Source organism: Streptomyces sp. NBC_00582 (assembly GCF_036345155.1).
GTDB lineage: Bacteria > Actinomycetota > Actinomycetes > Streptomycetales > Streptomycetaceae > Streptomyces.
Genome location: NZ_CP107772.1, coordinates 4684944 through 4707848, shown reverse-complemented (window position 1 = coordinate 4707848; position 22905 = coordinate 4684944). Strand labels below are relative to the sequence as shown.

At 70.5% G+C, this 22905-nt stretch carries 26 protein-coding genes; 14 read left to right on the top strand and 12 right to left on the bottom strand.

Translation table 11 applies throughout. The features are described 5' to 3' along the window. The first annotated feature begins 122 nt into the window (after positions 1–122). Both hemB and OG852_RS20850 read left to right on the top strand, forming a co-directional pair. Positions 123–1115 (top strand): porphobilinogen synthase, encoded by a 993-nt coding sequence (hemB, locus tag OG852_RS20855; protein WP_133917834.1) that lies wholly within the window; start codon positions 123–125, stop codon positions 1113–1115. 382 nt (positions 1116–1497) lie between these two features. Next, positions 1498–2691 carry an aminotransferase-like domain-containing protein gene (locus OG852_RS20850; protein ID WP_330348655.1) on the top strand — a complete coding sequence of 398 codons (1194 nt, stop codon included), beginning with the start codon at positions 1498–1500 and terminating at the stop codon, positions 2689–2691. 12 nt (positions 2692–2703) lie between these two features. Here the strand turns inward: OG852_RS20850 and OG852_RS20845 are convergent, their stop codons facing one another. From OG852_RS20845 to OG852_RS20835, 3 genes are read right to left on the bottom strand one after another with little or no spacing between them, the layout of a single operon-like run. After that, positions 2704–3480, bottom strand: a complete 777-nt coding sequence (locus OG852_RS20845) for a DUF4253 domain-containing protein (RefSeq protein WP_133917831.1) — start codon at positions 3478–3480, stop codon at positions 2704–2706. A 35-nt stretch (positions 3481–3515) separates the two neighbouring features. Continuing rightward, positions 3516–3701 carry a DUF397 domain-containing protein gene (locus OG852_RS20840; protein ID WP_330348654.1) on the bottom strand — a complete coding sequence of 62 codons (186 nt, stop codon included), beginning with the start codon at positions 3699–3701 and terminating at the stop codon, positions 3516–3518. Continuing rightward, positions 3698–4504 carry a helix-turn-helix domain-containing protein gene (locus OG852_RS20835; protein WP_330348653.1) on the bottom strand — a complete coding sequence of 269 codons (807 nt, stop codon included), beginning with the start codon at positions 4502–4504 and terminating at the stop codon, positions 3698–3700. The genes OG852_RS20840 and OG852_RS20835 overlap by 4 nt, the downstream gene beginning before the upstream one ends. Before the next feature lie 113 nt (positions 4505–4617). Between OG852_RS20835 and OG852_RS20830 the strand changes: the two genes are divergently transcribed. After that, positions 4618–5028, top strand: coding sequence for an ATP-binding protein (locus OG852_RS20830; protein WP_133917829.1), 411 nt, complete (start codon positions 4618–4620; stop codon positions 5026–5028). A 7-nt stretch (positions 5029–5035) separates the two neighbouring features. Here OG852_RS20830 and argS read toward each other — a convergent pair whose 3' ends face one another. Beyond that, positions 5036–6799 (bottom strand): arginine--tRNA ligase, encoded by a 1764-nt coding sequence (gene argS / locus OG852_RS20825; RefSeq protein WP_330348652.1) that lies wholly within the window; start codon positions 6797–6799, stop codon positions 5036–5038. Positions 6800–7011: 212 nt separating this feature from the next. Here argS and lysS point away from each other — a divergent pair, with 212 nt between their 5' ends. Beyond that, complete coding sequence (lysS, locus tag OG852_RS20820) at positions 7012–8757, top strand: lysine--tRNA ligase (RefSeq protein ID WP_133917827.1); 1746 nt, start codon at positions 7012–7014, stop codon at positions 8755–8757. Between the two features lie 62 nt (positions 8758–8819). Here lysS and OG852_RS20815 read toward each other — a convergent pair whose 3' ends face one another. The 3 genes from OG852_RS20815 to OG852_RS20805 form a co-directional block, all read right to left on the bottom strand. Beyond that, positions 8820–10142 (bottom strand): DUF2637 domain-containing protein, encoded by a 1323-nt coding sequence (locus OG852_RS20815; protein WP_133917826.1) that lies wholly within the window; start codon positions 10140–10142, stop codon positions 8820–8822. A gap of 74 nt (positions 10143–10216) precedes the next feature. Beyond that, entirely contained in the window at positions 10217–11176 is a 960-nt protein-coding gene (locus tag OG852_RS20810; RefSeq protein WP_330348651.1) for a DUF3558 domain-containing protein, read from the bottom strand. A 118-nt stretch (positions 11177–11294) separates the two neighbouring features. Beyond that, entirely contained in the window at positions 11295–12134 is an 840-nt protein-coding gene (locus OG852_RS20805) for a DUF3558 domain-containing protein (protein ID WP_330348650.1), read from the bottom strand. A gap of 220 nt (positions 12135–12354) precedes the next feature. Here OG852_RS20805 and OG852_RS20800 point away from each other — a divergent pair, with 220 nt between their 5' ends. Beyond that, complete coding sequence (locus OG852_RS20800) at positions 12355–13548, top strand: RtcB family protein (RefSeq protein ID WP_133917861.1); 1194 nt, start codon at positions 12355–12357, stop codon at positions 13546–13548. Between the two features lie 38 nt (positions 13549–13586). On the opposite strand, the gene OG852_RS20795 is transcribed toward OG852_RS20800, so the two are convergent. Together OG852_RS20795 and OG852_RS20790 are read right to left on the bottom strand one after the other, a co-directional pair. After that, on the bottom strand, positions 13587–14027 hold the full coding sequence (locus tag OG852_RS20795) for a hypothetical protein (RefSeq protein WP_133917823.1): 441 nt from the start codon (positions 14025–14027) through the stop codon (positions 13587–13589). A 177-nt stretch (positions 14028–14204) separates the two neighbouring features. Further along, the gene (locus OG852_RS20790; RefSeq protein ID WP_330348649.1) at positions 14205–15461 is read right to left on the bottom strand and encodes a tyrosine-protein phosphatase; all 1257 of its coding nucleotides are present in this window, start codon (positions 15459–15461) and stop codon (positions 14205–14207) included. A gap of 91 nt (positions 15462–15552) precedes the next feature. On the opposite strand from OG852_RS20790, the gene OG852_RS20785 reads away from it, so the two are divergent. Together OG852_RS20785 and OG852_RS20780 are read left to right on the top strand one after the other, a co-directional pair. Beyond that, positions 15553–15837, top strand: coding sequence for a hypothetical protein (locus OG852_RS20785; protein ID WP_208117397.1), 285 nt, complete (start codon positions 15553–15555; stop codon positions 15835–15837). Further along, complete coding sequence (locus OG852_RS20780; RefSeq protein ID WP_208117396.1) at positions 15825–16133, top strand: hypothetical protein; 309 nt, start codon at positions 15825–15827, stop codon at positions 16131–16133. The genes OG852_RS20785 and OG852_RS20780 overlap by 13 nt, the downstream gene beginning before the upstream one ends. A 4-nt stretch (positions 16134–16137) precedes the next feature. Here the strand turns inward: OG852_RS20780 and OG852_RS20775 are convergent, their stop codons facing one another. Together OG852_RS20775 and OG852_RS20770 are read right to left on the bottom strand one after the other, a co-directional pair. After that, a complete protein-coding gene (locus OG852_RS20775) occupies positions 16138–16263 on the bottom strand; it encodes a hypothetical protein (protein WP_330348648.1) in 126 nt (41 codons plus the stop codon). After that, a complete protein-coding gene (locus tag OG852_RS20770) occupies positions 16263–17039 on the bottom strand; it encodes an SDR family NAD(P)-dependent oxidoreductase (RefSeq protein ID WP_133917821.1) in 777 nt (258 codons plus the stop codon). The genes OG852_RS20775 and OG852_RS20770 overlap by 1 nt, the downstream gene beginning before the upstream one ends. 89 nt (positions 17040–17128) lie before the next feature. On the opposite strand from OG852_RS20770, the gene OG852_RS20765 reads away from it, so the two are divergent. Next, positions 17129–17566, top strand: coding sequence for an ester cyclase (locus tag OG852_RS20765; RefSeq protein ID WP_330348647.1), 438 nt, complete (start codon positions 17129–17131; stop codon positions 17564–17566). A gap of 15 nt (positions 17567–17581) precedes the next feature. Here the strand turns inward: OG852_RS20765 and OG852_RS20760 are convergent, their stop codons facing one another. After that, positions 17582–17917: a YnfA family protein gene (locus tag OG852_RS20760; protein ID WP_330348646.1), complete on the bottom strand. Its 336-nt coding sequence runs from the start codon at positions 17915–17917 to the stop codon at positions 17582–17584. A 111-nt stretch (positions 17918–18028) separates the two neighbouring features. Between OG852_RS20760 and OG852_RS20755 the strand changes: the two genes are divergently transcribed. The 6 genes from OG852_RS20755 to OG852_RS20730 all read left to right on the top strand — a co-directional run bounded on the left by OG852_RS20755 (position 18029) and on the right by OG852_RS20730 (position 22824). Next, positions 18029–18496, top strand: a complete 468-nt coding sequence (locus OG852_RS20755; RefSeq protein ID WP_330348645.1) for a hypothetical protein — start codon at positions 18029–18031, stop codon at positions 18494–18496. 75 nt (positions 18497–18571) lie between these two features. Beyond that, entirely contained in the window at positions 18572–19045 is a 474-nt protein-coding gene (locus OG852_RS20750; RefSeq protein ID WP_133917818.1) for a MarR family winged helix-turn-helix transcriptional regulator, read from the top strand. Positions 19046–19050: 5 nt separating this feature from the next. Continuing rightward, the gene (locus OG852_RS20745; protein ID WP_330348644.1) at positions 19051–20154 is read left to right on the top strand and encodes a permease; all 1104 of its coding nucleotides are present in this window, start codon (positions 19051–19053) and stop codon (positions 20152–20154) included. Continuing rightward, positions 20151–20915 (top strand): TIGR03943 family putative permease subunit, encoded by a 765-nt coding sequence (locus OG852_RS20740; protein ID WP_330348643.1) that lies wholly within the window; start codon positions 20151–20153, stop codon positions 20913–20915. Before OG852_RS20745 ends, OG852_RS20740 begins: the two co-directional genes overlap by 4 nt. A 227-nt stretch (positions 20916–21142) precedes the next feature. Then, the gene (locus OG852_RS20735) at positions 21143–22231 is read left to right on the top strand and encodes an LLM class flavin-dependent oxidoreductase (RefSeq protein ID WP_133917815.1); all 1089 of its coding nucleotides are present in this window, start codon (positions 21143–21145) and stop codon (positions 22229–22231) included. Further along, on the top strand, positions 22228–22824 hold the full coding sequence (locus OG852_RS20730; RefSeq protein WP_133917814.1) for an FMN reductase: 597 nt from the start codon (positions 22228–22230) through the stop codon (positions 22822–22824). Before OG852_RS20735 ends, OG852_RS20730 begins: the two co-directional genes overlap by 4 nt. Positions 22825–22905: the final 81 nt, after the last annotated feature.

The window sequence follows — 22905 nt, the reverse complement described above, 5'->3', positions numbered from 1 at the left end:
GCTGGTCAACAGATGGCCCATACACAGAGCGTTGGGTGGCCGGAAAGCGTCACACCTCGGCCCGCGGCGGGGCCGACTCGGCGTCGGTAAAGGCGGTGCCGGGACGGGCGTAGCGTGGACGCATGACGACGTACGGATCCTTCCCCGGTGCGCGGCCGCGGCGGCTGCGGACCACCCCCGTCATGCGGCGCATGGTCGCCGAGACCCGGCTGCACCCGGCCGACTTCATCCTCCCCGCGTTCGTGCGGGAGGGCGTGAGCGAGCCGGTGCCGATCCAGGCGATGCCGGGCGTGGTGCAGCACACGCGGGACAGCCTGAAGAAGGCCGCGCTGGAGGCGGTGGAGGCCGGGGTCTCCGGGATCATGCTCTTCGGGGTGCCGGAGGAGTCGAAGAAGGACGCCCTCGGGACGCCCGGGACCGACCCCGACGGGATCCTCCAGGTCGCCCTGCGGGACGTGCGCGCCGAGGTCGGGGACGACCTCCTCGTGATGTCCGACCTGTGCCTGGACGAGACGACCGACCACGGGCACTGCGGTGTGCTCGACTCCGAGGGGCGCGTGGACAACGACGCGACCCTGGAGCGGTACGCCGAGATGGCGCAGGTGCAGGCCGACGCCGGGGCCCACGTGGTGGGGCCCAGCGGGATGATGGACGGCCAGATCGGGGTCGTCCGCGACGCGCTCGACCAGATCGGGCGCGAGGACGTCGCGATCCTCGCCTACACCGCGAAGTACTCGTCGGCGTTCTACGGGCCCTTCCGGGAGGCCGTCGGGTCCTCACTGCGGGGCGACCGCAAGACGTACCAGCAGGACCCCGCCAACGCCCGTGAGTCCCTGCGGGAACTGGCGCTGGACCTGGAGGAGGGCGCCGACATGGTGATGGTCAAGCCGGCCGGCCCCTACCTCGACATCCTGGCGCGGGTCGCCGACGCGGTGGACGTGCCGGTGGCGGCCTATCAGATCTCCGGGGAGTACTCGATGATCGAGGCCGCCGCGGAGAAGGGGTGGGTCGACCGGGACCGGGCGATCTTCGAGACGCTCACCGGGATCAAGCGGGCGGGGGCGCGGAACATCCTCACCTATTGGGCCACGGAAGCGGCACAGAAGCTGCGCTGAGGGCTGTGTCGTCGGGTTGGTGCGGCGCCGTCGTGGCTTGTCGCGCCCCGCGGCGGAGCGGCATATCGATAGGGTCCCGCGCCCCTGCGGTGCTGGAGGGGCCCTCGTCTCGCAGGCCCTGGCCGTCGTTGCAGGCGGTGAGGGTCAGGGCGGCCGTCGCGGTGAGGGCGGCGGCGAGGAGACGGATACGAAGTTCAGGCATGGCGCAAGCCTGGATCGCCTGGCCTCCGGTCCTCCACACATGCCGGGCAACTCGGGACGCCGGTCCGGTCCCATAGCGGCTGACCTGCGGAAACGACGTCCGTTCGGGACGGCCTGCGGGACACGGTCCGGATGCCGGAAAGTCGGGTGTAGGCGGCACGCATCTCTCTAGGGTGCGGTCATGACACTCGCACCCGTCTCACCGCCGGCCCTGGCCGCCCGAGCCCGGACCACCGGGGGCTCTCCCGTCCGGGACATCCTGGCCGTCACCGCCCGCCCCGAGATGATCAACTTCGCGGGCGGGCTGCCCGCACCGGAACTCTTCGACCGGGACGGCGTGGCCGCGGCCTTCCGGTACGTCCTGGAGGAGACCCCGGCGCAGGCCCTTCAGTACGCCACCACCGAGGGCGAGCCCGAGCTCCGCGAGGCGCTCGCCGCGCGGACCTCGGCACGGGGACTCGCGACCACCGCCGACGACCTCCTCGTCACCACCGGCAGCCAGCAGGCCCTCTCCCTCCTCGCCACGGCCCTCCTCGACCCCGGCGACACGGTCCTCGTCGAGTCCCCCTGCTACCTCGCCGCGCTCCAGGTCTTCACCCTCGCCGGGGCCCGGATCGTCGCCGTGCCCGGAGACGAAGAGGGCCCCGACCCCGAGGCCCTCGCGGAGCTGGTGGCGCGGGAGCGGCCCAAGCTGCTCTACACCGTCCCCACCTTCCAGAACCCCACCGGCCGCACCCTGCCCGCCGGACGCCGCGCCGCGATCGCCTCCGTCGCCGCCCGCCACGGCCTGTGGATCGTCGAGGACGACCCCTACGGCGAACTCCGCTACGACGGTGAACGCGTCCCCTGGATAGCGGCCCACCCCGACGCCGCCGACCGCACGGTGCTGCTCGGCTCCTTCTCCAAGGTCATGGCGCCGGGCCTGCGGCTGGGCTGGCTGCGCGCCCCCGCGGAGCTGCGCCGCGCCTGTGCCGTCGCCAAGCAGGCCGCCGACCTGCACACCCCCACGGTCAACCAGCTCGCGGCGGCCCGCTATCTCGCCGTGAACGACCTCGACGCGCATGTGGCGAAGGTGGCGGCCGTCTACGGCGAGCGGCGGGACGCCATGCTGGCGGGCCTGGGCGAGGCACTGCCGCAGGGATCGGTGTGGAACCGGCCCGAGGGCGGCATGTTCCTCTGGGCCCGGCTGCCCGAGTCGTACGACAGCACGGTCCTGCTCCCGCGGGTGGTCGAGCAGAACGTGGCCTACGTCCCCGGCGCCCCCTTCCACGCCGGCGAACCCGACCGCTCCACCCTCCGGCTCTGCTTCGTGACACAGACACCGGAGGAGATCGCGGAAGGGCTGCGCAGGCTCGGCAGGGGGCTCAGGGGGTGAGGAAAGGGCAGCTCAGTCCCACCAGAAGTGCCAGGTGCGTTCGCCGATGATCTTCTCGGCGTACGACGACAACGTGTCGTCGTCGCCCGGCAGGACGGAGTAGGAGCAGAAGGCGAAGTGTTCGGCGGCGATTGCCTCCGCCTCGGCAAGGCCGGTGGGCGGAGCCGCGACCGAGAGAGCGAGGCGGTCGTAGCCGAGGGCCACGACGCGTATGCCGAAGCGGTCCTCCCAGGAGCGCAGGACGGCGCTGAACCGGGCCACGTCCTCGTCCTGGTTCGCCGGGCCGGACCAGCCGAGCGCCGTCGGGATGTCCGCGCTGCGGCGGGCGGCCACCAGGGCGAGGTGCGGCTCCTTGAAGTCGGGGACGCCTTCCGACAGCACGTCGGCGACCTCGGTGGCGCGGGTGTCGGGGTCGGCGGCGAGGGTGAGGGGAGCGGCGAGGCCCGGCCACTCCCCGTCCTCCTCCGCCGCGACCTCGGCCCAGTACTCGGCGAGCGTCTCGTCGGCGTCGTGGTCCCCGGGGTACGACATCTCCTCGGGCGCCAACCCCCAGTCCTCCGGCCCGCCCTGACCGCTGCCCAGATCCACGAGGACGGGCAGCAGCCCCGCCCGCCCGGCGGGCCGGCCCAGGGCCTTCCACGAGCCGGGCGCCGCCTGCTGCTCGGCGTGCCACAGCACGACCTCGCCGGTCGTCGTGTCGATCAGCCGCCCGGGCGGCAGTTGAAGCCCCAGCGAACGACCGCTCGGGTCGGAGGCCAACTTGGGCAGCGGGTTGGGAAGAGTCGCCATGCCGGTGACTGTAAGGGCAGCCACTGACAACGGGCCTATTTGAGGGCGGTGGTGAAGGCTGCCCAGGTGGTGGGGGTGATGTGAAAGGTGGGGCCGGTCTCGGGGGCGTTCTTGGAGTCGCGGACGTGGACGGCGGTGGGGGAGACGGCGACTTCGAGGCACTGTCCGCCTTCGTCGCCGCTGTAGCTCGATGTGAACCACTTCAGTGCTTCGGCGCTCATCGCTCTCCTAGCAGGCGGTCTAGCAGACCCAGCGAATCCTGAGTGGTCAGGGCCTGAGTTCGCAGCATCGCATATTTGCGCGCCAGGATGGACACCTCATCCGGGTCAGAAACCCACTGGCTGCCGCGTTGCCCCTCGGTATAGGCGAGGTGCTGGTGATCGGGGGTTTCGAGCAGGGTGAAGGGACCATTCAGTCCTGCGTTGCATGGACTTCTCATCGGCAGGAACTGCAACGACACACAAGGCAGTTCGGCAAGCTTCCGCAGATGCCGAAGCTGCCCCGCCCGATCCCCGATCTCCATGTACAGCACCGGTTCCCACACCACGAAGCTGAGCGTCGGCGGGCTCTTCCGGTGCAGGATCTCCTGGCGGTTCAGCCGCAGTGCCGTGTACGTCTCGATCTCGTCCTCGTCGTACGCGGGGACCCTGTTGCGCAGTACGGCCCGGACGTACGGCCCGTTCTGGAGGAGACCGGGCAGGACCGCGTTGTCGTACCAGGACAGCGCGATCGCCTCCCGCTCGTGCTCCATGTACAGCTCGGCCCACAGCGGGAACTGGTCGATCTCCGGCAGGTTGGCCACCCCCGCCGCCAACATCCCCTTCGTGTCGAGGACTTCGTCCAGCAGCGCCGCCAGATCCGGCTTCAGGGCCCGTCTGCCCTGCTCGATCGACGCGATGGTCTCCTCGTCGACCCGGACGAGTCCGGCGAGGCCGCTCTGGGTGTGGCCCGCCTCGCGGCGGGCCGTGCCGAGCTGTTTGCCCAGCATCTTCATCGTCGAGTGGTTCTTCTTGCGCTGGCTCATGCTGCTGCCCATCCCCCGGCACGGTCGCCCTTGACCTGGTCGGAACCCGTACGGAAATTCCGTACGGGTTCACTCACTGATCAACGGTAGTCACGTTCGGTGACTCTTGTCCCGTGAACGAGACGATGCAACTCCCGCCCCTGTGCGAGAGGTTCTTCCGGCGCGAGCGGCGTTCCGTGCCGGCCGCGCGGCAGTTCGCGGCGCGGACGCTCGCCGGCTGGGGGCTCGACGAGACCGGGCGCGCCGACGACGTCCTGCTCTGCGTCAGTGAGCTGGTGACGAACGCGCTGCTGCACGGCGTACCGCCCGGCCGTCAGTTCCTGCTGTTCCTGCGGTACGACGGCCGGGCGTTGCGCGTAGAGGTGCACGACAGCGGGCCCGGGGTGCCCCGTGTCGCCGACGCGTGCGACGAGGGCGGGCGCGGGCTGTTGCTCGTCGCCGCGCTCAGCGACACGTGGGGCGTGCGGGAGCGGGCGCTCGGCAAGGCGGTGTGGTGCGAGTTCGTCGGACTCGTCACGCCCTAGGGGGCGGTCAGAGCTTCTCGGGCGTCCGGATGCCCAGCAGGGCCATGCCCTGGTGGAGCGTGCGGGCCGTGACGTCGCACAGGAGGAGGCGGTTCTCCGCCACGTCCTTCGGCGGCTGAGGCTTGATCACCGGGCACTTGTCGTAGAACGACGTGAACAACGACGCCAGCTGGTACAGATACGCCGCCACCTTGTGCGGGGCGTACTCCGCCGCCGCCTCGAAGACGGTGTCGCCGAACGCGTCCAGGTGCAGGCCCAGCGCCCGCTCCGCCGCGTGCAGCTCCAGCTCCGGGTGCGCGGCCGGCCGCACGTCTCCCGCCTTGCGGAGGATCGACTGGATACGGGCGTACGCGTACTGGAGGTAGACGGAGGTGTCACCGTTGAGCGAGACCATCTGGTCCAGGTCGAACTTGTAGTCGCGGTTGGCCGACGTCGACAGGTCCGCGTACTTCACGGCGCCGATGCCGACCTGGGCGGCCCGCTCCTGGATCTCGTCCTCGGTGAGGTCCTGCGCCTTCTCCCGGACGACCTCGGCGGCCCGCTGCACCGCCTCGTCCAGCAGGTCCTCAAGGCGTACGGTCTCGCCCTCACGCGTCTTGAACGGCTTGCCGTCCGCGCCCAGCACGGTGCCGTAGCCCATGTTGTGCGCGGTGACGTCGTCGGTGAGCCAGCCCGCCCGGCGGGCCGTCTCGAAGACCATCTTGAAGTGCAGGGACTGACGGACGTCCACGACGTAGATCAGGGACGTGGCGTGCAGGTCCTGGACCCGGTTGCGGATCGCGGTGAGGTCGGAGGCCGCGTAGCCGAAGCCGCCGTCGGCCTTCTGCACGATCAGCGGGACCGGCTGGTCGTCCTTGCCCCGGATGTCGTCGAAGAACACGACGAGCGCGCCCTCCGAGCGGACGGCGACCCCCATCTCCTCCAGGAGCCGGGCCGTCTCGGGCATGCCGTCGTTGTACGCCGACTCGCCGACGATCTCGTCGTCGCGGATCTCCATGTCGAGCTTCTCGAAGACCGAGTAGAAGTAGACCTTCGACTCGTCCACGAACCGCTGCCAGAAGTCCAGGGTCTCCTTGTCGCCGGACTGGAGGGCCACGACCCTCTTGCGCGCCCGCTCCTTGAAGTCCTCGTCCGCGTCGAAGACCGCGCGGGAGGCCTTGTAGACCCGGTTCAGGTTCGACATGGCCTGCTCGCCGTCCGTGTCGGTCTCCGCGGACAGCGCGTCCGGGTTCTCGATCAGGTACTGGATGAGCATGCCGAACTGGGTGCCCCAGTCGCCGATGTGGTGCCGGCCGATCGTCTTCTCGCCGGTGAAGTCGAGCATGCCGCGCAGGGCGTCGCCGATCACCGCCGACCGCAGATGCCCGACGTGCATCTCCTTCGCCACGTTCGGCTGGGCGTAGTCGATGACCGTGATGCCCGGGTCCGCCTTGGCCGCCACGCCGAGCCGGTCTCCGTCCGCGTACCGCGCGGCCAGGTTCCGGGTGATCGCCCGGTCCGCGAGCGTGATGTTGAGGAAGCCGGGGCCGGAGACCTCGACGTCCTGGATCAGCTCCGCGCCGGTGGAGATGTGGGAGACGACCTGCGTCGCCAGCTCCCGCGGGTTCGCCTTCGCCTTCTTGGCCAGGGCCAGGATCCCGTTGGCCTGGAAGTCGGCCCGGTCGCTACGTCGCAGCAGCGGGTCGACGCCGTCGGCTTCCGGGAGGGCGGATGCGAGGGCGTCGGCGAGGTGCTGGTTGACGAGATCCGTGAGCGACGTGACCGAGGTCATGGGGTGGGAGCCGTTCTCCTCGTGGGATTGATAGACGGGGCCAGTATCCCACGGGGGGTGAAGCGGTTTTCTGGCTGCGGGCCGGTGGGGGCCGGTCGCGCCCCGCGGCGGAGCCGCATATCGACTCGGCCCGCGCCCCCAGGGGCGGCTGCGCCGCCTAAACTAGGGGCGCGGCCGTTTGACCGTATTGGCTGCCCCGGAGAAAGAAGGACGTGCCGATCGTGGCTCAGAGCACCGAGACCACCGACTGGGTCTCCCGTTTCGCGGACGAGGTCATCGAGGAGTCGGAGCGTCGGGCCCCCGGCAAACCCGTGGTCGTCGCGTCCGGGCTCTCGCCCTCCGGCCCGATCCACCTGGGCAACCTCCGCGAGGTCATGACGCCCCATCTCGTCGCCGACGAGATCCGGCGCCGCGGCCACCAGGTCCGCCATCTGATCTCCTGGGACGACTACGACCGCTACCGCAAGGTGCCCGCCGGCATCGCCGGGGTCGACGACTCCTGGGCCGAGCACATCGGCAAGCCCCTGACCTCCGTCCCGGCCCCCGCCGGGTCGGCGTACCCGAACTGGGCCGAACACTTCAAGGCCGCGATGATCGAGTCGCTGGCCGAGCTCGGCGTGGAGTTCGACGGCATCAGCCAGACCGCCCAGTACACCTCCGGTGTCTACCGCGACCAGGTGCTGCACGCCGTCGCCCACCGCGCCGACATCGACGCGATCCTCGACCAGTACCGCACCAAGAAGGCCCCGCCGAAGCAGCAGTCGCAGAAGCCGGTCGACGAGGCCGAACTGGAGGCCGCCGAGGGCTCCGGCGCGGCCGGCGAGGACGACGGCAGCAGCTCGGGCTCCGTCGGCTACTTCCCGTACAAGCCCTACTGCGGCAACTGCGAGAAGGACCTCACCACCGTCACCGCCTACGCCGACGACACCACCGAACTGACCTACGCCTGCACCGCCTGCGGCTTCTCCGAGACCGTCCGGCTCGAGGAGTTCAACCGCGGCAAGCTGGTCTGGAAGGTCGACTGGCCGATGCGGTGGGCGTACGAGGGCGTCGTCTTCGAGCCGAGCGGCGTCGACCACTCGTCCCCCGGATCCTCCTTCCAGGTCGGCGGGCAGATCGTCGGCATCTTCGGCGGCAAGCAGCCCATCGGGCCGATGTACGCGTTCGTGGGCATCTCCGGCATGGCGAAGATGTCGTCCTCGCGCGGCGGCGTGCCCACGCCCGCCGACGCGCTGAAGATCATGGAGCCGCAGATCCTGCGCTGGCTCTACGCCCGCCGCCGCCCCAACCAGTCCTTCAAGATCGCCTTCGACCAGGAGATCCAGCGGCTCTACGACGAGTGGGACAAGCTCGACGGCAAGGTCGCCGACGGGTCCGCCCTCCCGGCCGACGTCGCCGCGCACTCCCGCGCGGTGCGCACGGCCGCCGGTGAGCTGCCGCGTACGGCGCGGACGCTGCCGTACCGGACCCTCGCCTCGGTCGCCGACATCACCGCCGGACACGAGGACCAGGCGCTGCGGATCCTCAGCGAACTCGACCCCTCCGACCCGCTCGGCACCCTCGACGAGGCCCGGCCGCGCTACGACAAGGCCGAGGCCTGGATCAACACGCACGTCCCCGCCGACCAGCGGACCATCGTGCGCGAGCAGCCCGACGCCGAACTGCTCAAGTCCCTCGACGAGGCGTCCCAGCAGTCGCTGCGGCTGCTGCTCGACGGACTCGCCGAGCACTGGTCGCTCGACGGGCTGACGCATCTCGTCTACGGCGTCCCGAAGGTGCAGGCCGGGTTCTCAGCCGACGCGACGCCCAAGGAACTGCCGGCGGAGATCAAGACCGCCCAGCGGACGTTCTTCGCGCTGCTGTACCACCTGCTCGTCGGACGCGACACCGGTCCGCGCCTGCCCACACTGCTGCTCGCGGTGGGGCAGGAGCGGGTGCGGGGCCTGCTCGGCGAGTGACGCCGTGAGAAAGCGCCCGGTGCCTTGGGGCACCGGGCGCTTTCTCATGCGCGTGTGCGCTCCTACGCGATGTGCTCATCCGCCATCTCGGCGTTGAGACGGTTGGAGAAGCGGTTCACCATGCGCTTGGCCTCCGCCTCGGGGAGCGTGATGCCGTAGGTCGCCTCTACGTCGACGATGAACCCCTTGGGCGACGGCGCTCCGTTGCCGCCCTTGATCGACTCACGGAAGACCTGGTAGTACGCGTCCTCGTCCGGCTCGTAACCGCCGCCCTCGCCCAGCTCACGGGTGCGGCCGCCCGGGACCACCGGGATGGGGAACGTGCCGGTCTCCTCGGGGGCCGGTTCCTGGCCGGGGGCCGGGGGCTCCTCCTCGTACTGCTCGCGGTACTCCGTGGCCTGCTGCTCCTGCTCGTACCACTGGGCGTACTGCTCCGAGGGGTCGTAGTTGGGGTCGTAGCCGCCGTGGTACTCGATCTCCTGCGGGGGTGTCTGGAACCAAGGGCTCTGTTCGGGTTCCGGCGCCTTGTCCTGGTACCCGGGGTTCTGGTTGCCGCCCGGGTATCCGCGCTGCTCGCTGGGAGGTGCCGCAGCGCCCACCCGTGCCGCCCCCACGGCACGACCGCCCGCAGCCGCGTCGATCATCGGCGCTGCCGGGAGCTCCTGGTGCTGAGGCGCCGGGGGGAGCACCGCCGGTTCGATTCCCGCCGCCGCGAGTCCCGCCGGGGCGGTCTCCGCGAGGGGGACGCCGTAGCGGGCCAGGCGGAGGGGCATCAGGGACTCCACCGGGGCCTTGCGGCGCCAGGCGCGGCCGAAGCGGGAGCGGAGGCGGGCCTGGTAGACGAGACGTTCCTGCTCCAGCTTGATCACCTGGTCGTAGGAACGGAGCTCCCAGAGCTTCATCCGGCGCCACAGGAGGAACGTCGGAATGGGGGAGAGCAGCCAGCGCGTGATGCGGACGCCCTCCATGTGCTTGTCCGCCGTGATGTCGGCGATCCGGCCGATCGCGTGCCGGGCGGCCTCGACGGCGACCACGAACAGGATCGGGATCACCGCGTGCATGCCCGTGCCCAGCGGGTCCGGCCAGGCGGCCGCGCCGTTGAAGGCGATCGTGGCCGCCGTCAGCAGCCACGCCGTCTGGCGGAGCAGCGGGAAGGGGATCCGGATCCAGGTCAGCAGCAGATCCAGGGCGAGCAGGACGCAGATACCCGCGTCGATGCCGATCGGGAACACATACGAGAAGTTCCCGAATCCTTTCTTCAGAGCCAACTCGCGCACGGCCGCGTACGAGCCGGCGAAGCCGATGCCGGCGATGATCACGGCGCCGGTCACGACCACGCCTATGAGAACGCGGTGCATCCGAGTCAGCTGGATTGGCGCGGCCACCTACTCCCCTCCCCTTGCGTGTTGTTGCGCGCAACAGGGTGGCACATGTGTGCGGCGCACGCGTGTCCGGACCGTCAGCGCTTCGTGGCGGAAGCCTTGGCCGTCGTCTTCGAGACCGCCTTCGTCGCCGTGCTCGACGGGGTCTTCGACGCCGTCGCCCCGGGGGTCGCCGAGGCCGACTTCGACGCCGACCCGGTGGGGGACGGGCTCGTCGTCGCGGCCGAACCGCCGCTGTCTCCCTCGCCGTTGGCGGACTTCACGGCGGCCACGACCTCCTGGGCGGCCTTCTTCGCGGACGCCGTGAGCGTGTCGGCGCTCGGCGTCTTCTCACCGGCCAGACCGGCGCCGTTGTAGTCGAGCGTGATGACGACGTTCTCGACCCGGGCCACGACCGTCTGCTGCTTGAAGGCGCCTTCCTTCTTCTTCAGGTCGTACCGCACGACCGTCGCCTCGTCGCCCGTGCCGGTGACCGTCTCGGTCTTGGCGTTCTTCGCACCCGACACCGTCTGGGCGGCTTTGACCTGCTTCGCGTAGTACGTCTGCGCCTGCGACTCGGCGTCGCCCGTCGTCGCGTCCGACTCGAACCGCAGCAGGGAGACGTTGAGCCAGCGGAACTGCGAGCCCTTCACACCGTTGTTGTCCAGGCTCGACCAGGAGCAGCTGGCGCGGGCACCGGTGTCGGAGGAGCTGCCCTCCTTGCCGGAGGAGGTCCCCTTCGGCACCAGGCTGGTCAGCGTCTTCTTCGACAGCACCTTGCAGGCGCCCGGCAGGCTCGCGTACGCGGCCGCCTGGACGGTGGGCGCGGAGCTCGCGGCGTCGCCGGAGCCTCCCGCACCCTGCGCGCTGTCCGTGGAGGCCGAGTTGGAGCCGGAGCCCGAGTCGGAACCGGAGTCCGAGGAGCACGCCGCCGCGAACACCATCACCGGCACCGCGAGAGCGGCGGCCAGGACGCGGTTCAGGCCTCCCGTGCGGGTGGCGCGCTGGTCAAACTGGTCGTCTCGCTGGGCTCGTCGCTGCATGGTTCCTTCACTCATGACGCTCGTGGTTCCTGCGGTCGGATCGGGTCCGAGGGGCCACGGTACGCGGTGAGACAGCTGTGCGGTTCCGCTTCACCTGCTTTGCGGATCCGCCGAGGGACGACGCCGAAGGCCGTTATCCGGCCAGGGAGTCGGCGAGCTGAGAAGCCAGTTTCCGGGCCTTGTCCTGCATTTCCTTGCTGTCCGGAACGGTTCCGACCGTCGCGGGCTGCTCCTCGTACTGGATGGTCACGATGACGTTGGACGTGCGGAACGCCACAGTCACCGTGCGCTGTTTCACCGTCGAACCCGAGCTGCTGAGCGCGTCGTCGACGAACGCCTCGTCACCGAGGTCGTCCAGGAGGCGGGGCTGGAGGTCGGTGGGGGTGGCGGAGGCGGACGAGGACGCGGAGGAGGTGGCCGAGGAGGTGGCGGACGGGGTCGACGAGCCGGGCGAAGCGGATGAACCGGGCGAGCTGGATGAACTGGGCGAAGACGACTGGGTGGTGGACTCGGAGGCCGTGGGCTCCGGGAGGTCGGCGGCGGTGACCTTCCGGGCGAACAGCTCCTCCGCCTCGTCGTCGTCGCTGACGGAGTTGTCGTAGGACACGACGCGTTCGAGGTCGACGAGGAGGTGGTCCGTGGCGTCCGTCGACTCCACCTTCCAGCGGCAGCCGACCTTGCGGTCCGTGTCGAACGTCGCCGTCGCCTCACCCTCGTAGGCGCTCTCGCGCTGCTGCTCGTCGGTGAGTTCCCCGATGCCGGGCAGCAGGGAGTCGAGTGTCGCCCGGCCGACGGCGCTGCACGCCTCGGGGAGGGTCGTGTACTTGCCGGGCTGCGCGGCGGCGGAGGCGGTGCCCGCCTCGCCGGGGTTGGAGTCGTCCGTGGAACCGCCCTTGTCCGAGCTGCCGGTGCAGCCGGCCAGCAGCGCCGCGAGGAGGGCGGCGACGCCGGGTACGTAGGCCTTCCGCAGCACGGTCGGCTCCTCTCGACGGTTCGCGTGGTGATCGCGGCGATCGCGGTGATCATGGTCCAGTGTCCCCGCCGCTTAATCGCTTGCCGGACGGGGGCGGCCCCAGCAGACAATGTGTATCGCACGCAACACCGTGGACGCCGGTCCGATGTCCTATTCGTTGATCTTGGCGCCGGTTTTGCGACTCGAGACTTCTGTTGTGATCCGGGGGATTGGGGACGATATGTCGTACGTGGAAATGCCGGGCGCGAAGGTGCCGATCCGGATGTGGACCGACCCGGCGACGGTGGAGGACGTGGCGCTCCAGCAGCTCCGCAACGTCGCCACCCTGCCGTGGATCAAGGGCCTGGCCGTGATGCCGGACGTCCACTTCGGCAAGGGTGCGACGGTCGGGTCGGTCATCGCGATGCAGGGGGCTGTGTGCCCGGCGGCGGTGGGAGTCGACATCGGCTGCGGAATGTCCGCGGTGAAGACGTCCCTGACGGCGAACGACCTGCCCGGTGACCTGTCCCGGCTGCGCTCGAAGATCGAGCAGGCGATTCCGGTGGGGCGGGGGATGCACGACGACCCCGTCGACCCGGGGCAGCTGCACGGGTTCGCGACGGCGGGGTGGGACGACTTCTGGGGGCGGTTCGGGGGCGTGGCTGAGGCGGTCAGGTTCCGTCAGGAACGTGCTACGAAGCAGATGGGAACGCTCGGAAGCGGCAATCACATGATCGAGGTCTGCCTTGATCAGTCGGATTCGGTCTGGCTCATGCTGCACTCCGGTTCTCGGAACATCGGGAAGGAGCTCGCCGAACACCACATCGGCGTGGCGCAGACACTCCCTCACAACCAGGGACTGGTCGACCGTGACCTGGCGGTGTTCGTGTCGGACACTCCGCAGATGGCGGCGTATCGCAACGACCTCTACTGGGCGCAGGAGTACGCCAAGTACAACCGCGCGATCATGATGGGGCTCCTGAAGGATGTGATCCGCAAGGAGTTCAAGAAGGCGAAGCCGATGTTCGAGCCGGAGGTCTCCTGCCACCACAATTACGTAGCGGAGGAGCGGTACGAGGGGATGGACCTCCTCGTGACCCGCAAGGGTGCGATCCGGGCCGGCTCCGGCGAGTACGGGATCATTCCCGGCTCCATGGGTACCAGCTCGTACATCGTGAAGGGGCTCGGAAACGAGAAGGCCTTCAACTCGGCCTCACACGGCGCGGGTCGGCGTATGAGCCGCAACGCGGCGAAGCGTCGCTTCACGGTGAAGGATCTGGAGGAGCAGACACGAGGCGTGGAGTGCCGGAAGGACTCGGGAGTGGTGGATGAGATTCCCGGCGCCTACAAGAACATCGACCAGGTCATGCAGCAGCAGCGCGATCTTGTCGAGGTCGTGGCGAAGCTGAAGCAGTTCATCTGCGTGAAGGGCTGATGGATGAGGCCCTCGGTCGTAACCGGGGGCCTTGTGGGCTATCGCTCGGACGGCATCGCCACTTGGCCGGTTCGCAGCCGCCAGAGGCGGATGTAGCAGCTCTTCTGCGTGCGGCCGAGTTCCGCTGCGGATGCGGCGTCGTCGTTCAGCCGCAGCAGCACGAGGTCCTCGTGTGCGCTCCAGCGGCGTCGCTCGGGTGCGACCCTCATATCTGTCGGCCGGAGCCAACTGCTGAGTGAGTCGGCTGCCGCCTTCTTGCGCTTCAGCGACAGACAGCCTTCGTAGTAGAGGTTCGCTGCCAGCTTCTGGGCGTTCTCGTTCGTGTAGAGGATGTTGTAGAGGTCGTCGCGCGCATTGCGCTTGAGGGTCCGCTCGCTCCCGGTGAGCTGTCCTGCGTAGAAGCACACGTAGGTACCGACGGCCGTGCTGGCGGTGGTGAAGGAGACGAAGGGGAAGCCCTTGCTTGTGCGGCGGTCCATGAATCGGTGGGCGTTAGGCTCGCAGTCAGCCATGAGGAAGTCCTGCCTTCCTTGCTGGTCAGGCCTTCGCCGGGGATGCCGCCCCGGCGGGGGCCGTTGTCTTTGGCGTTCTCTTGCGAGGCTAGGTCGCCAGTTCGGCTGTCGATCGGGTGATCGGTGGTGTTCACTCGTTCGGGCTCAGGAGAGTCGTTTCTCCAGGAGTGTCACCGCGTACGGGCTGCCCAAGCCGTCCTTCTTTGCTTGTTGTTCGCCTACGACCCTGTAGCCCGCCGACTCGTAGTACGTGCGCAGGCGGGGGTTGGAGGAGAGGCAGTCCAGGCGGGCGTAGGGGCGGCCGGTTGCGGTGATGCGGGATTCGGCGTGGGTCAGGAGGGTGCGGCCCGTGCCCGGGGGTGCCGTGTGCGGGGTCGTCATCAGGCGGTGGATGTAGCCCGCGTCGGGTGGGCGGGGGCCCCAGGCGGCGGGGTCGTCCCACCAGAGTTCGTAGGCGCCGGTCGGGGAGGCGTCCGTGTGGGACAGCCAGATCTCGCCCTCGCGCATGCGGTGGAGGAAGTGGGCCTCGTCCTTCTCGCCGGGCTTCCATTGGTCGATGTCGTGGGCGAGTTGCCACAGGGCGGCCGTGTCGCGGAGGCGGACCAGGAGGGGGGCCTCGGCCGGGGTGGCCCTGCGGAAGGCCGGGGGTGGCCCGGTGGTGGGGGCGGGTTCGAGGAGGTGGGCGCGCAGGGAGGCGGAGAGCGCCGCCGCGTTCAGGCCCAGGGCCTGAGTCACGTACGACTCCACCGAGCCGTGGCGTGCGCGCAGGGACTTCAGGAACAGGCGCATCACCGACGCGGGGGCGCGGCCGAAGGCCGGCCAGGTGGGGGAGCGGCCCTCGTGGCGGGCCCGCCAGTCGGACAGGAGGGCCGGGGTGGCCAGTTCGGTGAGGGTGAAGTCGAAGATGATCGTCTCGTCGGGGATGTTCAGGAGGGAGAGGACGAGGGCCGCCAGCTGGCCCGTGCGGTCCTTGCCCGAGGCGCAGTGGAAGGTGAGGGGCCCCTGGGCCCGGGCGATCAGTTCGAGTGCGGTCGCGATCTCCTTCGTACCGTCCTCGGCCACCTCCAGGTAGCGCTCGGCGAGGTAGGGGCCGGGGTCCACGTCCGGGGTCAGCGCCGCCTGGTCGTAGGGGCGGTGTTCGATGCTGAGGTTGTGGTAGGTGAAGGAGGGGTCCGCCGGGACGCGGCCCCGGGTGTCGGCCTCCCAGGGGTGGCGGAGGTCGATCACCGTGCCCACGGACAGGGACAGGAAGCGGTTCCAGTCGGGGGTGTCCTTCGTGAGCTTGCCCAGGGAGTCCGCGCGGTAGAGGCGGCCGGGGCGGACGCGCAGGCCGTCCGCGGTGCGGTAGCCGCCCAGGTCGCGGAAGTTGTGCAGCGTGTCGAACGGTATGTGTCGGTCCACCTCGTGACCTTACGCCGGTGATCCGGAACCGTGCGGGCGGGAACTGGTGTCTTACGTCGGCCAGTTCGGGTCGTTGACACGGGGGTGTCGGATGAAGCGGATGCGTGGGCCGGTGGCGGTGGCGGGGCTTGTGCTCGTGGTGGGCACTCTGCTTGCGGGGTGTTCGCAGGAGTACGAGGACAAGCGGGGCAAGGGCGACGCCCCGGTGGCGGGGAAGGCGGGGGACGACACTCCGGCCGAGGTGTTCAACATGCCGGACGGGTTCGGGAACCTCGCCACCAAGTGTGTGGGGCACGGCTTCCGTGCGTATGTGACGACGAACGCGACCGGGCCGTCCAATGTGCAGATCGTCGAGGACAAGACGTGCGGGGGCTGAGGTGCGCGGGGGCGGTGGCCGTGCTCGTCCTCGCGCTCGGCGGGTGTGCGTCGCAGCAGTACTACGACGAGCGGGGGAAGGCCGACGCCCCGGTGGCGGGGAGGGCGGGGGAGGACTCGCCCGCCGAGGTCTACAACTTCCCCGACGGGTTCGGGAACCTCGCCACCAAGTGTGTGGGGAAGGGCAGGCGGGCGTACGCGACGACGAAGTTCGTGCAGCAGGAGGACGAGGACGAGGTGATCGTCATTCCGGCCAACGCGGTGATCGTCGACGACCCGCGGTGTCAGGCGCCGTGACGCGTCACTTGGCGTGCCGCACGGCGTAGATCATGACGAACGCCACGATGTGGATGCCGAAGAGGAAGTAGCCGAGCCACCACCACATCTGGCGTTCGTCGTGGGGCCCCTGCGGGTCCTTGGCCGCCATCACAGCTCCCGGTGGACCTTGGTGTTCGAGGCCTGGGCGCGGGGGCGCAGCACCAGGAGGTCGACGTTGACGTGGCTGGGGCGGGTCACCGTCCAGGCGATGGTGTCGGCGACGTCGTCCGCGGTGAGGGGTTCGGCGACGCCCTCGTAGACCTTGGCGGCCTTGTCCTCGTCGCCGCCGAAGCGGGTCAGGGCGAACTCGTCGGTCTTGACCATGCCGGGCGCGATCTCGATGACGCGGACCGGCCGGCCGACGATCTCCAGGCGGAGGGTCTCGGCGAGGACGTGCGCGCCGTGCTTGGCGGCGACATAGCCGGCGCCGCCCTCGTAGGTGCCGTGGCCGGCGGTGGAGGAGACGACCACGATCGTGCCGTCGCCGCTCGCGTCCAGCTTGGGCAGCAGGGCCTGGGTGAGGTTGAGGGTGCCGATGACGTTCGTCTCGTACATCGTGCGCCAGTCGGCCGGGTCGCCGGTGGCCACCGGGTCGGCGCCGAGCGCGCCGCCCGCGTTGTTGACGAGGACGCCGACGGTCTGGAACGCGGTGGCGAACTCGTCGACCGCCGCGCGGTCCGTGACGTCGAGCTGGTACGCCGTGGCCGAGCCGCCCGCCGCGACGATCTCCTCGGCGAGCGCCTCGATACGGTCCTTGCGGCGGGCGGTGAGGACGACGCGGTAGCCGGCGGAGGCGAGCCGGCGGGCCGTGGCGGCGCCGATTCCGCTGCTCGCACCGGTGACGACGGCGATGCGGGAGGCGGCGGACGGTGCGGCGGTGGCCATGGGACTGCTCCTCGGACGTGGTCGGGTGCCTGCCCGCCAGGATAGGTGCGAAAATCGGGGTGGGTGATCCTGTGTCCGGGAGGTGGACCATGGGACAGGCGCGAGAGGTCATGGACCGGCTCACCGAGGCGCTGACCACGCGGACGGACCCGAAGGTCATCGGTGAGCTCTTCGCGGAGGACGCCGTCGCCGTCACGCCCGACGGCGGGGAGCTGCGCGGACGGGACAGCATCGTCGAGTACTGGCGTCAGATGACGGACATGGTGCCCGAGGCCCGGTACGAGTCGGTGCACGCCTACGAGGTCGGCGACACGGCGATCGACGAGGGGTTCTACACGGGTCGCAACAGCGGGCCGATCCCGTTGCCGACCGGGGAGTCGCTGCCCGCGACGAACAAGGAGATCAGGATTCGCGGGGTGGACTTCGCGAAGGTCGACGCGCAGGGCCGGATCGTCGACTACCGGCTCTACTTCGACGAGATGGAGTTCCTGGGGCAGTTGGGGCTGCTGCCCGAGGGCCTTCAGTAGGACGACGACGACCGTTCACTCGCCCCGCGGGGCCCACATGATCACAGCCATGCCCGTGAGGCAGATCAGCGTGCCCGCGAGGTCCCAGCGGTCGGGGCGGTAGCCGTCGGCGACCATGCCCCACAGGATCGAGCCGGCGACGAAGATCCCGCCGTACGCGGCGAGGACGCGGCCGAAGTGGGCGTCGGGCTGGAAGGTGGCGACGAAGCCGTAGGCGCCGAGGGCGAGGACGCCGCCGCCGGCCCAGAGCCAGCCGCGCTGCTCGCGCACGCCCTGCCAGACCAGCCAGGCGCCGCCGATCTCGAAGAGGGCGGCGAGGACGAAGAGGGCGGCGGAGCGCAGGACCGTCATGCGGCTCAGCCTCGCACGCGTGGTCGCGTCACCTGTTGGAGGGCGCCTTACCGCTCGCTCCTCGTGGGATACATCCCACCGGTAGGACCGGCCGACGCGAGGAGTGGTGGCATGCGCAGGATGCGGGGGCTCGCCGTGTGGGGGGCCATGGGGGTACTGGCGGTGGGCTCGCCCGCGGTGGCGGGGGACGGGGCCGAGGCCGACCTGTCGTACCACGGCGTCGCGGTCCTGCACGGCGGCCGGGTCGACGTACGGCTGACCCCGCGCAACCACGGTCCGGCGGACGTCTCCGACGCGACCGTACGGCTGCGCTGGTCGGTGTCGCCGGCGGCGCGCGGCCTGCGGCTGCCGCAGGGGTGTGCGCGGACGGGGGAGCGGTCGGTGGTGTGCCGTACGGGGCCGCTCGCGGCGGACACGGTGGGGGAGCGGATCGAGGTGGGGGTGCGGCTGCGGGGGCGTCCGGCGGAGGCGACGCTGGAGGTCGACACGGTGTGGGCGGGCGGTGCGGTGGACCGCAATCGCTCCAATGACCGGCAGCAGGTGCTGGTGCTGGACACCGGGGATGCCTACTACTTCTGAAGCGGTGCTCCTTCGGGGGCCCGTGAAGTCCCTGAGTACCATCTCGGCAGGCGGCGCTGACGAAGGGGTTGGGCGATGTCCGGGAACGTGCGGTCGAGGCTGCTGGACGAGCTGTCCGTGGTCTCCCGCCGGTACGTGGCGTCGTACGCCCTGTTCAATCAGGCCCTGGCGGACCGGCTCGGGCTGCATCCGACCGATCTGCAGTGCCTGAACCTGCTGACGCTGGAGCCCGAGCCGGTGACGGCGGGCCGGGTGGCGGAGCTGACGGGGCTGACCACGGGGTCGGCGACGCGGCTGGTGGACCGGCTGGAGCGGGCGGGGTACGTCCGCCGGGAGCGGGACGCGGTGGACCGGCGGCGGGTGCTGGTGGCGCCGGTGCCGGAGCGGATCGCGGAGTTCGGGCGGATGTGGGAGCGGCTGGGCGGGGACCGTTCGCCCCTGTTCGCGGATCTCGCGGACGCCGAACTCGGGGTGATCGTGCGGCACATGCGGCGGACGGTGGAGTTCCACGGGGAGCGGGTCGCGCGACTGCGGGAAGGCCGGGTGTAGGGGACATGCGGGACACGGGCATACGCGGCTCCGGCCTACCGGACTTCCGGGACTCCGAGACCCTGGAATTCGGTGTGGTGCAGGCCCGCCGGCAGGTCGAGGCGGCCGAGGCGGCCCATCCAGCGCATGCGGCCGACGCGGTGCCCGGGCGGGGGCTGCCCCGGCACTGGCTGCTGGTGCTGCTCGGTGCGGCGGTGCTGCCGGGGGTGGTGCTGGTGGTCGTCGGGCGGTCGCTGGAGGAGCCGGCCGTGCAGGCGTGGCGGACGGTGTGTCTGGCGGTCACCGTGCAGGCGCTGCCGTTCCTGCTGCTGGGTACGGCGCTGTCGGGGGCGATCAACGCGTTCGTGCCGGCGAGTGTGTTCAGCCGGCTGCTGCCGAAGCGGCCCGCGCTGGCGGTGCCGGTCGCGGGGGCGGCGGGGGTGGTGCTGCCGGGGTGCGAGTGCGCCTCGGTGCCGGTGGCGAACAGTCTGATCGGGCGGGGGGTCACTCCGGCGGCGGCGTTCGCGTTCCTGCTGTCGGCGCCCGCGATCAACCCGGTGGTGCTGACGGCGACGGCGGTGGCGTTCCCGGGCAGCCCGGAGATGGTGCTGGCCCGGCTGCTGGCCTCGCTGGTGACGGCCGCGGTGATGGGCTGGCTGTGGCTCTGGCTGGGGCGGGAGGAGTGGCTGCGGCCGGCCGTACGGCACACCGGGCATCAGGCGGGGCACAGCCGGTGGGAGGAGTTCCGGCGGGGTTTCCAGCACGACTTCCTGCACGCGGGGGGTTTCCTGGTGGTGGGGGCGATGGCGGCGGCGACGTTCAACGTGGCGGTGCCGCGGTCGGTGCTGGAGGTGTTCTCGGGCTCGCCGTGGCTGTCGGTGCTGTTCCTGGCGGCGCTGGCGATCCTGCTGGCGGTGTGCAGTGAGGCGGACGCGTTCGTGGCGGCCTCGCTGAGCGGGTTCTCGCCGGTGGCGCGGCTGACGTTCATGGTGGTGGGGCCGATGGTCGATCTGAAGCTGATCGCGTTGCAGGCGGGGACGTTCGGCCGGGCCTTCGCGGTCCGGTTCTCCTCGGCGACGGTCGTCGTCGCGGTGGTGTGCAGCGCGGTCGTGGGAGGGGTGCTGCTGTGAAGCGGTTCGTGCAGGTCGCGCTGCTGGTGCTGGGTGGGCTGGGGCTGCTGCAGACCTCGCTGTTCACGGACGAGTACCTGCGGTTCGTGAAGCCGGGGATGCGGTGGCTGCTGATCGTGTCGGGGGTGGTGCTGGTGGGGCTGGGGGTGCTGGAGGCGCTGGCCGCGCGGCGCCGCCGGGACGCGCACGGGGCGCACGGGGCGCACGAGGCGCACGAGGCGCATCAGGATCACGGGGGGCAGGGCCATGACCACTCCCGGGTGCCGCGGGTGGCCTGGCTGCTGTTCCTGCCGGTGCTGAGCCTGCTGTTCTACGCCCCTCCCGCGCTCGGCTCGTACACGGCCTCGCGGGAGCCGGCCAAGGTGGTCGCGGTGCAGGACGACGGTTTCGATCCGCTGCCGGCGACCTCGCCGCTGCCGATCACGCTGACCGAGTTCACCCAGCGGGTGCAGCAGGACCGCAGCCGGGCGATCGGGAAGCGGGCGGTGCAGCTCACGGGGTTCGTGTCGCCCGCCGGCGGGGGTGGCTGGTATCTGACGCGGATCCTCATCAGCTGCTGCGCGGCGGACGCCACCACGCTGAAGGTACGGGTGTACGGCGGCACCACGCCGAAGGCGGACACCTGGGTGACGGTCACCGGAACCTGGCACGCGAGCGGGAAGCTGGGCACCTCGTCGGCGGCGGTCGCCCTCGACGCCCGCGGTGTGAAGAAGGTGCGCAAGCCGACGAACGCGTACATGGATGCGCTGCCCCTGGGATGAGGGGTGGGGGTTCTGGGGCGGGTGCGGGTCCGGTGCGGGCTGGTCGCGCAGTTCCCCGCGCCCCCGAGATGCGCAGTTCCCCGCGCCCCTGAAGAGGTGCGCAGTTCCCCGCGCCCCTGAAAAAAGGTGCGCTGTTCCCCGTGCCCCTGGAGGAGGGGAATAGGCCGGAGGTGGGGGGCGTTCAAGGGGTGTAGTTGAACGGTCAACAACTTGGAGGGTGAGCGACCATGCAGTTCGGGATCTTCACGGTGGGCGATGTGACGCCGGACCCGACGACCGGCCGTACGCCGAGCGAGCGGGAGCGGATCAAGGCCATGGTCGCCATCGCCCTCAAGGCGGAGGAGGTCGGGCTCGACGTCTTCGCCACCGGTGAGCACCACAACCCGCCGTTCGTGCCCTCGTCGCCGACCACCATGCTCGGCTATGTCGCGGCGCGGACCGAGAAGCTGATCCTCTCCACCTCCACGACCCTCATCACCACCAACGACCCGGTGAAGATCGCCGAGGACTTCGCGATGCTCCAGCACCTGGCCGACGGGCGCGTGGACCTGATGATGGGGCGCGGCAACACCGGTCCCGTCTACCCGTGGTTCGGGCAGGACATCCGGCAGGGCATCAACCTCGCCATCGAGAACTACGCCCTGCTGCACCGGCTGTGGCGCGAGGACGTCGTGGACTGGGAAGGGAAGTTCCGCACCCCGCTCCAGGGGTTCACCTCCACCCCGCGCCCGCTGGACGACGTCCCGCCGTTCGTCTGGCACGGCTCCATCCGCTCCCCGGAGATCGCCGAGCAGGCCGCCTACTACGGCGACGGCTTCTTCCACAACAACATCTTCTGGCCCGCCGACCACACCAAGCGCATGGTCGAGCTGTACCGGGCCCGGTACGCCCACTACGGGCACGGCACGCCCGAGCAGGCGATCGTCGGCCTCGGCGGCCAGGTGTTCATGCGGAAGAACTCCCAGGACGCGGTGCGCGAGTTCCGGCCGTACTTCGACAACGCGCCCGTCTACGGGCACGGGCCGTCCCTGGAGGACTTCACCGACCAGACCCCGCTGACCGTCGGCACGCCCGAGCAGGTCGTCGAGAAGACCCTCGCCTTCCGCGACTACGCCGGCGACTACCAGCGCCAGCTCTTCCTCGTGGACCACGCGGGGCTGCCGCTGAAGACCGTCCTGGAGCAGATCGACCTGCTCGGCGAGGAGGTCGTCCCGGTGCTGCGCAAGGAGTTCGCCGTCGGACGCCCGGCCGAGGTGCCGGAGGCGCCCACCCACCAGTCGCTGCTCGCGGCCACACGGAAGGAGACCGTCGCATGAAGCTCGTCGTCGTCTCGGCGGGACTGAGCGTCCCCTCGTCCACCCGGCTGCTGGCCGACCGGCTCGCCGGCGCGGTCGGGGCGAAGACGCCCGTGGACGTCGAGGTCGTGGAGCTGCGCGATCTCGCCGTGGAGATCGCCCACCACTTCACCAACGGCTTTCCCGGGCGCAAGCTGGCCGAGGCCCTGGACGCGGTGGCCGCCGCCGACGGGCTGATCGTCGTCACGCCGGTGTTCTCGGCCTCGTACAGCGGACTGTTCAAGTCGTTCTTCGACGTCCTTGACCCGGACGCGCTGACGGGCAGGCCGGTGCTGATCGCGGCGACCGGCGGCTCCGCCCGGCACTCGCTGGTTCTGGAGCACGCCCTGCGGCCCCTCTTCGCCCATCTGCGGGCCGTCGTCGTCCCGACCGCCGTCTACGCCGCCTCGGAGGACTGGGGCGCCGAGGGGCTGCCGGAGCGGATCGATCGGGCGGCGGGGGAGCTGGCGGCGCTGATGGGCGGGCTGTCCGCGGCGCGGCCGGCGAACCCGGTGAAGGACGCCTTCGAGGTCGTCCCGTTCGCGGAGCAGCTCGCGGCGCTGACCAGCCGGTGAGTCACGAGCGCCGGCCGGCACGACCGGCCCGTCCGGCGCGAGGGCGAGGCCCCTTCAGGACCGGAGCGGGGGTCCGGGGGC

What these genes read in the sequence shown, in the direction of transcription:
- OG852_RS20755 (WP_330348645.1), top strand. Translation starts at nt 18,029, where the DNA reads ATGCGCAGGATGCGGGGGCTCGCCGTGTGGGGGGCCATGGGGGTACTG.
- OG852_RS20840 (WP_330348654.1), bottom strand. Translation starts at nt 3,701, where the DNA reads ATGAGCGCCGAAGCACTGAAGTGGTTCACATCGAGCTACAGCGGCGAC.
- OG852_RS20785 (WP_208117397.1), top strand. Translation starts at nt 15,553, where the DNA reads ATGAAGCGGATGCGTGGGCCGGTGGCGGTGGCGGGGCTTGTGCTCGTG.
- argS (WP_330348652.1), bottom strand. Translation starts at nt 6,799, where the DNA reads ATGACCTCGGTCACGTCGCTCACGGATCTCGTCAACCAGCACCTCGCC.
- OG852_RS20760 (WP_330348646.1), bottom strand. Translation starts at nt 17,917, where the DNA reads ATGACGGTCCTGCGCTCCGCCGCCCTCTTCGTCCTCGCCGCCCTCTTC.
- OG852_RS20800 (WP_133917861.1), top strand. Translation starts at nt 12,355, where the DNA reads ATGTCGTACGTGGAAATGCCGGGCGCGAAGGTGCCGATCCGGATGTGG.
- OG852_RS20750 (WP_133917818.1), top strand. Translation starts at nt 18,572, where the DNA reads ATGTCCGGGAACGTGCGGTCGAGGCTGCTGGACGAGCTGTCCGTGGTC.
- OG852_RS20795 (WP_133917823.1), bottom strand. Translation starts at nt 14,027, where the DNA reads ATGGACCGCCGCACAAGCAAGGGCTTCCCCTTCGTCTCCTTCACCACC.
- OG852_RS20810 (WP_330348651.1), bottom strand. Translation starts at nt 11,176, where the DNA reads ATGAGTGAAGGAACCATGCAGCGACGAGCCCAGCGAGACGACCAGTTT.
- hemB (WP_133917834.1), top strand. Translation starts at nt 123, where the DNA reads ATGACGACGTACGGATCCTTCCCCGGTGCGCGGCCGCGGCGGCTGCGG.
- OG852_RS20770 (WP_133917821.1), bottom strand. Translation starts at nt 17,039, where the DNA reads ATGGCCACCGCCGCACCGTCCGCCGCCTCCCGCATCGCCGTCGTCACC.
- OG852_RS20850 (WP_330348655.1), top strand. Translation starts at nt 1,498, where the DNA reads ATGACACTCGCACCCGTCTCACCGCCGGCCCTGGCCGCCCGAGCCCGG.
- OG852_RS20765 (WP_330348647.1), top strand. Translation starts at nt 17,129, where the DNA reads ATGGGACAGGCGCGAGAGGTCATGGACCGGCTCACCGAGGCGCTGACC.
- OG852_RS20730 (WP_133917814.1), top strand. Translation starts at nt 22,228, where the DNA reads ATGAAGCTCGTCGTCGTCTCGGCGGGACTGAGCGTCCCCTCGTCCACC.
- OG852_RS20845 (WP_133917831.1), bottom strand. Translation starts at nt 3,480, where the DNA reads ATGGCGACTCTTCCCAACCCGCTGCCCAAGTTGGCCTCCGACCCGAGC.
- OG852_RS20835 (WP_330348653.1), bottom strand. Translation starts at nt 4,504, where the DNA reads ATGAGCCAGCGCAAGAAGAACCACTCGACGATGAAGATGCTGGGCAAA.
- OG852_RS20745 (WP_330348644.1), top strand. Translation starts at nt 19,051, where the DNA reads ATGCGGGACACGGGCATACGCGGCTCCGGCCTACCGGACTTCCGGGAC.
- OG852_RS20735 (WP_133917815.1), top strand. Translation starts at nt 21,143, where the DNA reads ATGCAGTTCGGGATCTTCACGGTGGGCGATGTGACGCCGGACCCGACG.
- OG852_RS20775 (WP_330348648.1), bottom strand. Translation starts at nt 16,263, where the DNA reads ATGGCGGCCAAGGACCCGCAGGGGCCCCACGACGAACGCCAGATGTGG.